Origin of the sequence: Streptomyces sp. NPDC017676 (assembly GCF_044329325.1) — a bacterium.
Taxonomy (GTDB): Bacteria; Actinomycetota; Actinomycetes; order Streptomycetales; family Streptomycetaceae; genus Streptomyces.
In genome coordinates, this window is record NZ_JBIRJA010000013.1 from 101,572 (window position 1) to 115,335 (window position 13,764).

General features: G+C 71.7%; 13 protein-coding genes. 8 read left to right on the forward strand and 5 right to left on the reverse strand.

Annotated elements, in window-relative coordinates; all coding sequences use genetic code 11:
* Window positions 1-178: 178 nt before the first annotated feature.
* Genes ACH4LD_RS27415 through ACH4LD_RS27425 form a run of 3 tightly spaced genes read right to left on the reverse strand, consistent with a single transcriptional unit; the run spans window position 179 to window position 2,904 of the window.
* Complete coding sequence (locus ACH4LD_RS27415) at window positions 179-931, reverse strand: amino acid ABC transporter ATP-binding protein (protein WP_398056188.1); 753 nt, start codon at window positions 929-931, stop codon at window positions 179-181.
* A 41-nt stretch (window positions 932-972) separates the two neighbouring features.
* Entirely contained in the window at window positions 973-1,908 is a 936-nt protein-coding gene (locus tag ACH4LD_RS27420; protein WP_014674933.1) for an amino acid ABC transporter permease, read from the reverse strand.
* A gap of 36 nt (window positions 1,909-1,944) precedes the next feature.
* Window positions 1,945-2,904, reverse strand: coding sequence for an ABC transporter substrate-binding protein (locus ACH4LD_RS27425; RefSeq protein ID WP_398056099.1), 960 nt, complete (start codon window positions 2,902-2,904; stop codon window positions 1,945-1,947).
* Between the two features lie 587 nt (window positions 2,905-3,491).
* On the opposite strand from ACH4LD_RS27425, the gene ACH4LD_RS27430 reads away from it, so the two are divergent.
* The 4 genes from ACH4LD_RS27430 to ACH4LD_RS27445 all read left to right on the forward strand — a co-directional run bounded on the left by ACH4LD_RS27430 (window position 3,492) and on the right by ACH4LD_RS27445 (window position 6,862).
* Window positions 3,492-4,715 (forward strand): NADP-dependent malic enzyme, encoded by a 1,224-nt coding sequence (locus tag ACH4LD_RS27430; protein WP_132788604.1) that lies wholly within the window; start codon window positions 3,492-3,494, stop codon window positions 4,713-4,715.
* 242 nt (window positions 4,716-4,957) lie between these two features.
* Window positions 4,958-5,923, forward strand: a complete 966-nt coding sequence (locus ACH4LD_RS27435; protein WP_030992977.1) for a zinc-binding dehydrogenase — start codon at window positions 4,958-4,960, stop codon at window positions 5,921-5,923.
* Window positions 5,924-6,077: 154 nt separating this feature from the next.
* Window positions 6,078-6,287, forward strand: coding sequence for a helix-turn-helix domain-containing protein (locus ACH4LD_RS27440; RefSeq protein WP_014674937.1), 210 nt, complete (start codon window positions 6,078-6,080; stop codon window positions 6,285-6,287).
* Window positions 6,287-6,862 carry a Clp protease N-terminal domain-containing protein gene (locus tag ACH4LD_RS27445; RefSeq protein ID WP_398056098.1) on the forward strand — a complete coding sequence of 192 codons (576 nt, stop codon included), beginning with the start codon at window positions 6,287-6,289 and terminating at the stop codon, window positions 6,860-6,862. The genes ACH4LD_RS27440 and ACH4LD_RS27445 overlap by 1 nt, the downstream gene beginning before the upstream one ends.
* A 139-nt stretch (window positions 6,863-7,001) precedes the next feature.
* On the opposite strand, the gene ACH4LD_RS27450 is transcribed toward ACH4LD_RS27445, so the two are convergent.
* Both ACH4LD_RS27450 and ACH4LD_RS27455 read right to left on the reverse strand, forming a co-directional pair.
* Window positions 7,002-8,024: a PadR family transcriptional regulator gene (locus tag ACH4LD_RS27450; RefSeq protein ID WP_398056097.1), complete on the reverse strand. Its 1,023-nt coding sequence runs from the start codon at window positions 8,022-8,024 to the stop codon at window positions 7,002-7,004.
* 1 nt (window position 8,025) lies between these two features.
* A complete protein-coding gene (locus ACH4LD_RS27455) occupies window positions 8,026-9,006 on the reverse strand; it encodes a DUF4097 family beta strand repeat-containing protein (protein WP_398056096.1) in 981 nt (326 codons plus the stop codon).
* 266 nt (window positions 9,007-9,272) lie between these two features.
* Here ACH4LD_RS27455 and ACH4LD_RS27460 point away from each other — a divergent pair, with 266 nt between their 5' ends.
* The 4 genes from ACH4LD_RS27460 to ACH4LD_RS27475 all read left to right on the forward strand — a co-directional run bounded on the left by ACH4LD_RS27460 (window position 9,273) and on the right by ACH4LD_RS27475 (window position 13,763).
* Window positions 9,273-9,452, forward strand: coding sequence for a DUF6104 family protein (locus ACH4LD_RS27460; protein ID WP_014674941.1), 180 nt, complete (start codon window positions 9,273-9,275; stop codon window positions 9,450-9,452).
* A gap of 135 nt (window positions 9,453-9,587) precedes the next feature.
* Window positions 9,588-9,998, forward strand: coding sequence for a CU044_2847 family protein (locus tag ACH4LD_RS27465; protein WP_398056095.1), 411 nt, complete (start codon window positions 9,588-9,590; stop codon window positions 9,996-9,998).
* On the forward strand, window positions 9,995-12,562 hold the full coding sequence (locus ACH4LD_RS27470; protein WP_398056094.1) for a trypsin-like peptidase domain-containing protein: 2,568 nt from the start codon (window positions 9,995-9,997) through the stop codon (window positions 12,560-12,562). Before ACH4LD_RS27465 ends, ACH4LD_RS27470 begins: the two co-directional genes overlap by 4 nt.
* A gap of 187 nt (window positions 12,563-12,749) precedes the next feature.
* Window positions 12,750-13,763 carry a MoxR family ATPase gene (locus ACH4LD_RS27475; RefSeq protein WP_132788608.1) on the forward strand — a complete coding sequence of 338 codons (1,014 nt, stop codon included), beginning with the start codon at window positions 12,750-12,752 and terminating at the stop codon, window positions 13,761-13,763.
* The last annotated feature ends 1 nt before the right edge of the window (window position 13,764 follow it).

Sequence of the window (13,764 nt, forward strand, 5' to 3'; positions counted from 1 at the left end):
GTCACGCGCGACGGGGGCACCGGCAACTGGCGCTCAGGCCGCAGCTGCTGCCCTGACGACGGGCGAGGGCGGTACGGAGATCCCGTACCGCCCTCGCCCGGTGCCGCGTCGGAGCACCCGCTTCGGAGCACTCGCGTCAGCGCGCCCGTCTCACCGCGCCGGTTTCAGCGCGCCCGTCTCAGAGCACCTTGGACAGGAACGACTGCGTCCGCTCGTGCCGCGGGTTCGTCAGGACGTCCCGTGGGTGGCCGGATTCCACCACCACGCCGTCGTCCATGAACACCAGGCTGTCGCCCACCTCGCGGGCGAAGCCCATCTCGTGGGTGACGACGACCATGGTCATGCCGGACTCGGCGAGGTCCCGCATGACGTCCAGGACGTCACCGACCAGCTCCGGGTCCAGGGCCGAGGTCGGCTCGTCGAACAGCATCAGCTTCGGGTCCATCGCCAGCGCCCGGGCGATCGCCACGCGCTGCTGCTGGCCGCCGGAGAGCTGCGAGGGGTAGTGCCCGGCCCGGTCGGCCAGGCCCACGCGCTCCAGCAGCTGCATGGCGCGTTCCCTCGCCTGCGTCCGGTTCGCGCCCTTGACCTGCACCGGCGCCTCCATGACGTTCTCCACGGCCGTCATGTGCGGGAACAGGTTGAAGCGCTGGAAGACCATGCCGATGTCCCGGCGCTTCATCGCGACCTCGCGGTCGCGCAGCTCGTACAGCTTGTCGCCCTGCTGGCGGTAGCCGACCAGCTCGCCGTCGACGTACAGCCGCCCGGCGTTGATCTTCTCCAGGTGGTTGATGCACCGCAGGAAGGTCGACTTGCCGGAACCGGAGGGGCCGATGAGGCAGAACACCTCGCCCGGCTTGACCTCCAGGTCGATGCCCTTCAGCACCTCGACATGGCCGAAGGACTTGTGGACGCCCTGCGCCCTGACCATCGGGACGGTGTCCTGCGGCGGGGTCTTGCTCAGCTTGTCGGTCATGCCATGCCTCCCTTAGGCCGGCCCAGGGAGAGCATGTTGGTCTTCACCTTCTGCCACGGCGTCGGCGGCAGCTGGCGGCTGGAGCCGCGGGCGTAGTACCGCTCGATGTAGTACTGGCCGACGCTCAGCACCGACGTCATGATCAGGTACCAGGCCGCGGCGAGGAAGTACATCTCCACCGGGGCGCCGGAGTTCTGGCCGATGTCCTGGGCGTAACGGAACAGCTCGGGATACTGGACGGCCGCCACGAGCGAGGTCGTCTTCAGCATGTTGATCACTTCGTTGCCCGTCGGCGGCACGATCACGCGCATCGCCTGCGGGATGACCACCCGGCGCAGCGTCTTGCCGTGACTCATGCCGAGCGCGTGGGCCGCCTCGGTCTGGCCCTCGTCCACCGCCAGCAGACCGGCCCGGCAGATCTCGGCCATGTACGCCGCCTCGTTCAGACCCAGGCCGAGCAACGCCGTCAGCAGCGGCGTCATGAAGTTCGACCAGTAGTCCTTGTAGAACGGCATCAGGTTGATGTACTCGAAGACCAGGCCCAGGTTGAACCAGAGGAACAGCTGGACCAGGACCGGGGTGCCGCGGAAGAACCAGATGTAGAACCAGGCGATGGACGAGGTGACCGGGTTCTTCGACAGCCGCATCACCGCGAGGACGATGCCGCCGACGATGCCGATCAGCATCGACAGCACGGTCAGCAGGAGGGTCTTGCCGACGCCGGTGAGGATCCGGTCGTCGAAGAAGTAGTCCGGTACCGCGTGCCAGTTGATCCGGCCCTGGCCGAACGCGTAGATGATCGCGACGAGGAGCGCGATCGCGATGACGGCGGAGACGTAGCGTCCGTAGTGCCGGACCGGAATGGCCTTGATGGCCTCCGCGCCGGCCGGTGGCGTGTCCACCGGCCCCGCCGTCTTGTCGATGTCAGTCACGGGAATTGCCTCTCAGTGGCCGCTTGGTGCCGCGGGTCACTTGCCGCCGTTGATCACGGACTCCTTGACGGCGCCGTCCTGCGCGCCCCACTTTTCGAGGATCTTCTGGTACTCGCCGTTCTTGATGATCGCGTCCATCGCGGCCTGGAGGGCGTCGCGCAGCTGGGTCTCCTTCTTGGAGACCGCGATGCCGTACGGGGCCGCCTCGACCTGGTCGCCGACGATCTCGAAGTCCTTGCCGCCGCCGGAGGTCTTCACCGCGTACGCCGCCACCGGGAAGTCGGCGGACACGGCGTCCGCGCCGCCCGAACGCAGCCGGGTCTGGGCCTGCTGGTTGTCGTCGAAGGCCTCGATGGCGAGCTTCTTGCCGCTCGGACACTTCTTGGCCTGCTGCTTGGCCAGGTCCTCGGAGGTGGTGCCGCGCTGGACGGCGAGCTTCTTGCCGCACAGGTCGTCCCAGGACGTGATGCCCTTGGTGTCGCCCTTGCGGGTGTATATCGAGACACCGGCGGTCAGGTAGTCGACGAAGTCGACGCCCTCACCGACCTTCTTGCCGGTGTCCGGGTCGACGCCCTCCTGACGGTTCTTGTTGTCCGTCATGGCCGACATGGCGATGTCGTACCGGTCCGAGCGCAGACCGGTGAGCAGGGCGTCGAAGGTGCCGTTCTGGAAGTCGAACGTCACCCCGAGCTGCTTGCCCAGGGCCGCCGCCAGGTCGGGGTCCAGGCCGACGACCTTGCCGGCGGCGTCCTTGTACTCGACCGGGGCGTACGCGATGTCCGAACCGACCCTGATCTTGCCCTTGCTCCGGATGTCCTGCGGGAGCTTGTCGGCGAGCGGGGCGCTGCCGGCGGAAGCGCTGCCGGAGTTCTCGTTCTTGTCCTTGGTCTGGTCACCGCAGCCGGTGATCAGAAGGGCCCCTGCGACCGCGATCGCACCGGCCGCGGCCAGACGGGAGCGCGCTGCGGTCGTACGACGGGTGGAGCTTGCGGTCATCGTGGTTCCTCCGGCGGATGGAAGAGTTGCCGATGGGTCGACGGAAACACACACCTTCGGGTGTCGCGACCTCGTGGGTTTACGGCATCTTGCCATTCGGTCTGCGCCATTCAGGGGCGTCGCTATGTCAAAATCGGATAACGGGTGACCCCCGAACCGCATCAGGTCGGTACATCCTTGGTCCATCCCCACCGAACCATCTACGGGAATCCAGCACCCCGGCCGGAAAATCTTCAGCATGTCTCAGGATGCGGTCACTCCCTCCCCCGCCCCTATCGGTCGTCCCTGGGCGTTTTCGGGCCATTCCGGTCCGCCGTCGCGCGTCATCCGCGTGCCGTCCGCGCTTCGCCCGCGTGTCGTCTTCCGGTTCCGGGATGTGACCTTGCACCTATTGGACTCGTCGCGGGCGCCGTCCGTCCGGTAAGAAGGTTCTTTACACCCCTCATCCGGGGCTCAGGGCGCGTGTGCGGCGCGCCCGTCGCGTATGAGCTCGTACGTATCCGCAATCGAGCCGTACGCGGTGCCCGCCCACCCCTCACCAGGAGTGGTCGACCCTCAAACCATGCATACCTAAGGGGTAAAACAAAGTGGCAGCGGAGATCGTCAATCCTCGCAGCGACAACACAACGGACCAGGACGGCGGGGCGGAGCCCCTCGATTCCTTCGATCCGGCGTTCGCGCTGCACCGCGGCGGCAAGATGGCCGTGCAGGCCACCGTGCCGGTCCGCGACAAGGACGACCTTTCCCTCGCGTACACGCCCGGCGTCGCTCGCGTGTGCACCGCGATCGCGGAAACGCCGGAGCTGGTCAACGACTACACATGGAAGTCCAACGTGGTCGCCGTCGTCACCGACGGCACGGCCGTGCTCGGACTCGGGGACATCGGTCCCCAGGCGTCCCTCCCCGTGATGGAGGGCAAGGCGATCCTGTTCAAGCAGTTCGGCGGCGTCGACGCGGTGCCGATCGCGCTCGACTGCACCGACGTGGACGACATCGTCGAGACCGTCGTCCGGCTCGCTCCCTCCTTCGGCGGAGTGAACCTGGAGGACATCTCGGCGCCCCGGTGCTTCGAGATCGAGCGCCGCCTCCAGGAGCGCCTCGACATCCCGGTCTTCCACGACGACCAGCACGGTACGGCCGTCGTGACGCTCGCGGCGCTGCGGAACGCGGCGCGGCTCAGCGGACGCGAGATCGGTCAGCTGCGGGCCGTCATCTCCGGAGCCGGCGCGGCCGGTGTCGCCATCGCCAAGATGCTGATCGAGGCCGGCATCGGTGACGTGGCGGTGGCCGACCGCAAGGGCGTCGTGTCGGCCGACCGGGAGGACCTGACCCCGGTCAAGCGCGACGTGGCCGGCTTCACGAACAAGGCCGGCCTCACCGGCTCGCTGGAGGACGCCCTCGCGGGCGCCGACGTCTTCATCGGCGTCTCCGGCGGTACGGTCTCCGAGGACGCCGTCGCCTCCATGGCCGAGGGCGCCTTCGTGTTCGCGATGGCCAACCCGAACCCCGAGGTGCACCCGGACGTCGCGCACAAGTACGCCGCGGTCGTCGCCACCGGGCGCTCCGACTTCCCGAACCAGATCAACAACGTGCTGGCCTTCCCCGGGATCTTCGCGGGCGCGCTCCAGGTGCGGGCCACGCGGATCACCGAGGGGATGAAGATCGCCGCCGCCGAGGCGCTGGCCGCGGTGGTCGGTGACGACCTCGCCGCCGACTACGTGATCCCGTCCCCGTTCGACGAGCGGGTCGCTCCCGCCGTCACAGCGGCGGTCGCCGCCGCCGCGCGGGCCGAGGGCGTGGCTCGTCGGTGACACGGCGCCGCCCAGCGCTGAACAGCGCTTGGTAGTACCGGGTAGTACCGGGTAGTAATGATCGGCCCCGTCCGTGCGGACGGGGCCGCTCCTTTGGCCGAGGGCCCGCCGGTCCGGGGGTTCGGACGGTGCCGTCCGGGGTGCCGGTGGTCGTGCGCCGCACGGGTGCCGTTGCGCAAGAGGGCATGTGTCACAGGGGGGCCTGGTTCCGCCGGCTGCATCGCGCACCTATCGTCGGCACCATGTTCGCTGTCTACGCCGCCCGAATCGACCGCGACCAGCCGCTCACCGGCCTTGAGTTGGGGGAGCGCCCGGCTCCCGAGGCCCGTCCCGGCTGGAGCACCGTCACGGTGCGGGCCGCTTCCCTCAATCACCACGACCTCTGGTCCCTGCGGGGCGTCGGCCTCCCGGAGGACCGGCTGCCCATGATCCTCGGCTGCGACGCCGCCGGAGTCGACGCGGACGGCAACGAGGTCGTCCTGCACTCCGTCATCGGTCAGACCGGCCACGGCGTCGGCCCCGACGAGCCGCGCTCCATCCTCACCGAGCGGTACCAGGGCACCTTCGCCGAACAGGTCGCCGTGCCGACCTGGAACATCCTGCCCAAGCCGAAGGAGCTGTCCTTCGCCGAGGCGGCCTGCCTGCCGACCGCCTGGCTGACGGCGTACCGGATGCTGTTCACCAACGCCGGGGTACGACCCGGTGACTCGGTCCTGGTGCAGGGCGCGGGCGGCGGTGTCGCCACGGCCGCGATCGTCCTCGGCAAGGCCGCCGGACTGCGGGTCTTCGCCACCAGCCGGGACGAGGCCAAGCGGAAGCGGGCCCTGGAGCTGGGCGCGGTGGAGGCCGTGGAGCCCGGGGCACGGCTGCCGCAGCGGGTGGACGCGGTCATCGAGACCGTCGGCGCCGCCACCTGGTCCCACTCCGTGAAGTCCCTGCGGCCCGGCGGGACGCTCGTCATCTCCGGTGCCACCAGCGGGGACCGGCCCTCGCACGCCGAGCTGACCCGGATCTTCTTCCTGGAACTGAAGGTGGTCGGCTCCACCATGGGCACCAAGGACGAACTGGAGGACCTGCTCGCCTTCTGCGCCGCGACGGGGGTGCGGCCGGTCATCGACGAGGAGCTGCCGCTGGACCGGGCCCGGGAGGGCTTCGAACGGCTGGCTTCCGGTGAGCAGTTCGGGAAGATCGTGCTGACCAACTCCTGAGGTGCGGCTGGTTGTCGGGCTGAGGAGCCGAACGGCTGAGAGGTCTAACGGCTGAGAGGTCGAGAGGCGGGTCCGGAGAGTCGGGCCCGCCTTTCGCATGGCGCACTTGTCAACTGGGGTTGACGCCTGTCGGATGTCAACCTAGATTGACAGCATGAGTGAGGCAACCGATCTCGCCGAGCGCGCCGGTGACCGTGATCCACGGGTCGGACTGCGGGCCGTGGCCGCGCTGCGCCGGCTGCTGGAGCAGCTGGAGGCGGTACAGGTGCGCAGTGCGCGCAATCAGGGCTGGTCGTGGCAGGAGATCGCCGCGGAGCTGGGTGTCAGCAGGCAGGCCGTGCACAAGAAGTACGGGAGGCATTGATGTTCGAGCGGTTCACCAAGGACGCCCGGGCGGTGGTCGAGGGCGCGTTCGTGCACGCGGAGAACGGAGGGGCGCGGTCCGTGGACGCCGAGCATCTGCTGCTCGCGCTCCTCGACCGGGAGGGCAGCCGGGCGTCCTTCGCGCTGTCCGCCCTCGGGCTGGCCGAGCCGGAGGCGCGGGAGCGGGTACGGCGCGATGTCGGGGAGGCCCGGCGGCGGGCCGGGCTGACCCGGGCCGACGCGGACGCGCTGGCCGGACTGGGGATCGACGTGTCGGAGATCGTGGCGCGGGTGGAGGAGGTACACGGCGTCGGAGCGATGTCCGGTGACCGAGGGCGGGGCGGGGGCCGGGGGCGGGGTGGGGGCCGGCCCGGCTTCGGCCGGAGCGCGAAGGGGGTGCTGGAGCGGGCGTTGCGGGTTGCCCTGGCTCGGCATGATCGGGGGATCGGGGATGAGCATCTGCTGTTGGCGCTCACCGTGGTGCCGGGGGTGGCGGGCGAGGTGTTGGCGGATCACGGGGTGACGTTCGAAGGGGTGTCGCGGGTGTGTCCTGCGGCCCGGTCGGCTGGGGGATGAGCGCCGTGTTCGCCCTGGCGGTGTTCGCCCGACCGCCCGCCCACCGGACTCGCTCGCCCCGGCGGTGTTCGCCCGGCCACCCGACTCGCTCGGCCGGGGAGGGGGTGTCCGTGGGCGGTCGGCTCGGTCGGCCTGGGTGTCAGGGTTGGGGGGTGTGGAGCAGGGCTGCGATGCGGGCCGCCGCTGAGGAGAGGTGGTGGCGGGCCTCGCGGAGCTGGGTGGGGGTGACGCCGTGGTCGCGGGCCGCGTCGCGGATGTCGTCGCGGAAGCGGTCCAGGAGGCGGTCCAGGTCGCGGGCCGGATCGCCCGTGGTGTCCTCGTGGGCCCAGGAGGGCTCGTAGTCGGCGGGGAAGTCCTCCTGGGGGAACGTGTGATGCGGTTCCCCGGTGGGGCGGCCGAAGGTCCAGTCCCTGCCGAAGTCCTTCCCGAAATCCTTCCCGAAATCCCCGAGCTCCTTGGCCAGTTCCGTCAGGCCCTCGCGGACGCCGGTCGGCCAGTCGCCGCGCGTGAAGTGGTCCTGGACGCGGCGGGCGATGCGCTGCATCTCCTCCTGCGCCTGGGCCCGTGCCCGCGCCTGCGCCTCCTGGGCCTGGCGACGGGCCCGCTGGGCCTCCTCGCGGGCCCGGCGGCTCTCGTCCTTGGCGCGCCGCGCCTGCTCCTTCCACTCCTGCTTGACCCGGCGCATCTCCTCCTTGGCGGTCTTCCAGGCTTCCTTCTCGCCCATGTCGCCGTACTCCCCGAAGGAGTGCTCGGCCCCGGACGCCTTCGTGCCGCGGCGGGCCTCGGAGGCGGCGGCGCGCACCTCGCGGCGCAGGTCACCGGCCGCGCCGCGCACGTCGGCCCTTATCTCGGCGGCCAGTTCCGCGACCGACTCGCGGATCTCCAGTTCCAGGTCGGCCAGCTCGCCGCTGCGGTCGGCGAGTTCGGCGCGGCCCGCGTCCGTGATGGCGTACACCTTGCGGCCACCCTCGGTGGTGTGCCGGACCAGGCCCTCCGCCTCCAGCTTGGCCAGGCGGGGGTAGACCGTACCGGCCGAGGGGGCGTAGAGGCCCTGGAAGCGCTCCTCAAGAAGCCTGATGACCTCGTAGCCGTGACGCGGGGCCTCGTCGAGCAGCTTGAGCAGGTAGAGGCGGAGGCGGCCGTGGGCGAAGACGGGAGGCATGTCAGAGCACCTTCTTGTCGGTCGTGCCGTCGGCCGGGTCGCCGGTGGAAGCGTCGGCATCGGTGGTGCCGGTGGTGTCCCCGGCGGCTTCCCGGCCGGAGACGGAATTGTCTCCCGGGGCGCCGGGGGAGTGGCCGGCCGGGTGCGGCTCGGGGTCCCAGGGGGTGTTGTCGTCGTCCCGGGGTGGGCGGCGCAGCAGGGCGATCGAGCCGGAGACCGTGGTGGCGCGCAGCTTGCCGGTGCCGGCGCCGAGGCGGCCGGTGATCTTGTGCGCGCCCCACTGGCCGTGCACCCGCAGGCCGTCGAAGGCGTTGGAGATCGTGCCGCTCGCGGTGTTGGCCTCCACCTCGGCGTCGGCCGGGTGCGGCAGGCGGATCGCGATCTCGCCCGAGACACTGGTGAGGCCGATGTCCGTCGGGCCGTCCGGGTCCAGGTCGACGATCATGGAGCCGCTGACGGTGTCGGCCCGCACGGAGGAGCCGGAGCCCTCCACCACGGTCAGGTCGCCGGAGACCGAGTGGTACCGCAGGTCGCCGGTGACCGCCTGGGCCTCCAGGCTCCCCGACACGGTGTCCGCGCGGACCGGGCCCGAGACCCCGACCAGGGTGGTGTCGCCCGTCACTCCCTTGACCACCGCGGGGCCGCGGATGCCGGAGACGACCGCGGCGGCGCCGACCACGCCCACCTCCACGCGCGTGTCGGCGGGGACCGCGAGGGAGACGACGGCGCTGCGGCGCCAGCCCTTCCGGTCGAGCCACTTGAGGAACCCCTTCCAGGGCAGGTCCTCGTAGGCCACGGTGAGCGTGGTGCCGTTCCGGGTGACGATCAGGGGCGGGCCTTCCAGTTCCGAGACCTCCAGGCGGGCCGAGCCCTCGTCCGTGCCCACCACGTTCACCGTGCCGTTGACGATGCGGACCTGGAGGTCGCGCACGGGGGTGTCGAAGGTCAGCTTCTGGGGTTCGGTGACGGTCCACTCGGGCATGGGGCCTCCTCGGCTGGCCAGGGCACGTGTCGGGACACGCCATATCGCGTTCCCACGAGATTCACGATATATCGTGGCCACCGGAAGTCAAGACACCCCTTTCGGGGATCCCCGCGGTGGGGGCCCGGCTGCCCCGGCCGGCTCCCCTCGGGCTGCCCGGAAGCTCGGCTGCTCGGCTGCCCGGCTGGTCCCGGACGGGACACGGTGGCGACATAGGCTGGTGGGAGTTGTTGTCAGGCCGATGTATCTGCTGGAGATGGGCACCGATGTACTTCACCGACCGCGGTATCGAGGAGTTGGAGAAGCGGCGTGGCGAGGAAGAGGTCACCTTCGAGTGGCTGGCGGAGCAGTTGCGTACGTTCGTGGACCTGAACCCGGACTTCGAGGTGCCCGTGGAGCGCCTGGCCACCTGGCTCGCGCGGCTCGACGACGAGGAGGACGAGTAGGACGAGCGGGGCGAGGAGGGCGAGCAGGACGGGTGGGGCGATCGCCGGCCGTATCCTTCGCCGGCACCCCTCTTCCCCTCCCCCTCTCCCTCCCCGGGAGTTAGCCTTCTCCTCCCATCGGCGAACGGGGGCGTCATGGCTGAAGGAATCGAACGCGTGCGTCTGGACGACGGAACCGTCGTCTGGGCCAGGATCAGCGCCGCCGCCGAGGAGGCGCTGGACGAGGACGGCTACTGGGACACCGGGCTGGGCGACCGGGTCATCGACATGGCGGAGGGACTGGCCGGCACGGTCGGTGGTGTCGTGCGCTCCCTGCGCGCCGGTCTGGACACGCCCGCACCCGTCGAGGTCTCCGTCAGCTTCGGTATCGAACTGACGGCGCAGTCCGGCAAGATCGTGAGCGCCATCGCCGAGGGCGGCGGCAGATCCTCCCTCACCGTGTCCCTGACCTGGACCGAACCGGCCACGACGGCGGACGGCGCGGACCCGGCGACGGCGGGCGGCGCGGTCGTACCGCCGCAGTCCCCGGCTCCCGGCGCCGTATGAGCGCCTTCGACGAGATGGTGCGCCCCTCCCTCGCGCGCATCGGCGCACCGGGTGACGGGTATGCAACGGACCGTGACTCGTACTGGGGGTCGGGGTTCTTCATAGCCCCGGGCTGGCTGTTGACCTGCGCCCACGTCGTGGGGAAGGGGGGAGCCGCGGTGTGCCGAGGGCAGAGCGCCCTGAGCGTGACCTGGCAGGAGCGCACCGCCGACGGCGCCTGGGAGCCGCGCGGCGGCACCGGGACGGCCGTCGTCGTCGCGCCCCGGCCCGAGGCCGGACGGCCGGCGCGTGACCCCTGGCCGTTCCCCGACCTCGCGCTCGTCCGGGTGACCGGCGCCGACGAGGTGCGCTGCCTGTGGCTGGGCGACCGGGAAGCCGGCCCGCGCACCCCGCTCGGGCTCTACGGCTGGTCGGTGCAGACCGGTGAGCTGGGCATCCGGCAGGGCAGCGGCGAACTGGCCGGTTCCGACGCCCGCGCCCTGCTGCTCACCGGCATCCTCCCCATCGGCGGACTCTCCGGCGGGCCGGTGCTCGACCTGCGGCACGGCTCCGTCATCGGCGTGATCAAAGGGCGCCGGCGGGAGGAGGGCGTCGCCGTCCCGGTCACCGCGCTGTACGAACTGCTGGACTCGCGCGAGGCCGGGCGCACGGTGCGCGAGGTGCTGCGCGCCCACGACCTCCATCACGCGAGCCTCCTCGGCGCCCCCGCGCCGTACCCCCACTGGACCGCCGTCCAGGCCACCCTGCCCGGGCACGCGCCCTCCGTCTCCGGGATCAGCACCGAACTGCGCACACGGCTCCACGGTCATCTCGCCCACCTGCCGCCGCCGGCCGGGGCGGGTGAGGTCGTCCACCTCGTGGAGGACGTGAAGGAGCAGGTGCGGGGCGAACGGCTGCCGTCGCTGGTGCTGCCGAACGTCCGCACCTGGCGCGAGGGCGCCGCGCTGCTGTACGGCCTGCGCATGCTGGACCCCGGCGGCGGTGGAACGCTGGTCGACCTGGACGCCGTACTGCTGTACGCCGCCCGGGTGGCCCGCAAGGCCGCGCGCGACCACGCCGGGGAGGTGGAGGCGGGACGGCTGCGGGCGTTCACCGAGTGGATAGCCGGGCAGGCCGTCGGCCACCGGCACTGGGCGGTCGGCGAGGCCATCCGCGCGCTGCTGGAGGGCGCCGACGGGGCGGGACGGGCCGACGGTGCGACCACGACCGATGCCGGTGCGCTGGCCGGCGGCCGGACCGGTGGCCCATCCGGCAGTCAGTCCGGTGGCCTGCTCGGTGGCCCTTCCAACAGCGGGTCCGGGGGCGTGCCCGGCCCTCAGCCCAGTGACCTGCCCGCTCGTCCCTCCAACGGGGTGCCCGTGCCGAACGGAGCGGTCGTGGCTCCGGCGCAGGCTGTTCCGGCGCAGAGCGCGGCCGTCGACCTGCCGACGCCGGTCGGCGCTCTGGAAGCGCCGTCCGTCCCGGAAGCGCCGTCCGCTCTGGACGCGCCGGCCACCGTCGAGTGCCTCGGTACGCCGTCACCCACCGAGCCCGGCACGGCGCCGCTTCCCGTCGGGTCCGCTCATCCGCCCGAGGCGGGCCGCGCGAGCCGGCCGCACGTCACCGCCCCCTCCCTCGTCCCCCCTTCTCCCGACGCCCGCACCGACGTCCTCGTCAAGGTGGGCCCGGCCACCTACGGCCGGCATCCCTGGAGCGTGCAGCTGATCTACGGCGGGCAGGACGTCACGCCGGTCGCCGGGGACGACCGGGGTGTGCCGGCCGAGGAGCTGACGCGGGTGCTGCGGGAGCCGTTGGCCAGGGCGCTGAACCAGGGGGACCACGGCGAGCACCTCGCCGCGATCGAGGTCTTCCTGCCCCGCAAACTGTTCGACCTCCCGGTGGACGACTGGTCGTTGCTCTCCGATCTCCATTCCGCCACAACCGACCAGGACGTCGTGGACATCATGGACGTCGAGGACGGCGAGGACGAGGAAGACGACTTCGTGGACGAGCGGGCGCTGCCGCTCGGCATGCGGCGGACCGTCGTCGTCCGGGACGTCCGGCGCAACGGCCTGCCGCCCTCCCCGGAGTGGCGCCGCCGTTGGAAGGGCGTCCGGCGCGGACCGCTGGCGCACGGGACCCTGCACGGGCGGCCCGCCGCCGAGGGGCATCCGCCGGGGGCCCGGGCCGGGGGCAGGTTCCCGTACTACGGCGCCCTGTCGGCGATGAGCGACGCGTCCGTGCCCGTGTACTGCGGTCCCGTCGGCAGCGGCGAGGGCTACGCGGCGATGCGGGACGCGCTGCGCTCCGGGCACGCGGTGGTGCTGTGGCGCCGCGACCTGCATGATCACGACGAGTGCGAGGACTTCCACCGGCAGGCCGCCGACCTGCTGGGGCTCGCCGGGCACGCGGACGGGCTGCACGGTCCGGTCCGCGATCTGCGCATCCGCCTGGCCGACCCGGGCACCGCCCGGGAGCACGGCCTGCGCGGCAAGATCGCCGTACTGTTCGACCCGCCGCCGGACCGGCCGCCGTACGGGACGGAGAGCATGCGACCGCCGCCGCTGGCCGCGCCCGGCGGCTGACCCGTCGGCGCCCCGCCGCCCTCCCGGTGGCCGACCGTCAACTCTGTTGAGTCGGACGGCCGTTCGCGGGGAGGGGGAGCGGGTGTCGTACGCCGCGAACCTCGGCGGGCGCGGCCGACGGGCGGTAGCCTCGTACGTCGGACGGCCGGGCCCGCTGCATGATCACCAGAGCCGGGAGGAGCCCAAGGTGAACGACTGGCGGATCTACCGCGGAGTGGGTCAGCCGCACGACGGCATGCGACGGTTGCCGGCGCCGCCGCCCTGGCGTGACTTCGCCGCCTCCCGGGACGGCGCGGACAGCGGCCCGGAGGATCCCAGCAGCGCCCGCCGGCTCGGTGTGCGACGCCGTCTGGTCGAGAACTACGCGCCCCGGCCGGCCGAGGTCGACGCGGTCAACGCGGCCCTCTACCTGCGCCGGCCCCTGCTGGTCACCGGCAACCCGGGAACCGGCAAGTCCACCCTGGCGTACGCGATCGCCCATGAACTCGGCCTGGGCAAGGTGCTGCGCTGGCCCGTCGTCAGCCGTACCACCCTCCAGGACGGCCTGTACCGGTACGACGCCATAGCCCGGCTCCAGGACGTCCAGCTGGAGCGCGCCGGCGGGGACGACCGCGGTGCCGCGGCCTCCGGGATCGGTTCCTACATCCGCCTCGGACCGCTCGGCACCGCGCTCCTGCCCGCCGAGCGGCCCCGCGTCCTGCTCATCGACGAGCTGGACAAGAGCGACCTCGACCTGCCCAACGACCTGCTGAACACCCTGGAGGAAGGCGAGTTCTCGGTCCCCGAGCTGGAACGGCTGGCCGACCGGGAACCCGTCGTCGAGGTGCTCACGCACGACGGCGACCGGGTGGCCGTGCGCGGGGGGCGCGTCGCGTGCACCGCGTTCCCGGTGATCGTGATGACCTCAAACGGCGAACGCGACTTCCCCGCCCCGCTGCTGCGCCGCTGCGTCCAGCTCGAACTGGACCCGCCCGGCGAGGAGCAGCTCACCGCCATGGTCGAGGCACACCTCGGCACGGACGGCGTCGCCGCCGGCAGCGATCTCATCCGCCGCTTCCTGGAGCGGGAACCCGGCGAGGTGCTCGCCGCCGACCAGCTCCTGAACGCCCTGTTCCTCACGCAGCACGATCCGCACGCGCAGGGCCTCACCCGGGAGCGGATCGCCGAGATGCTGATGCAACCGCTCGACCGTACGAGGTGAG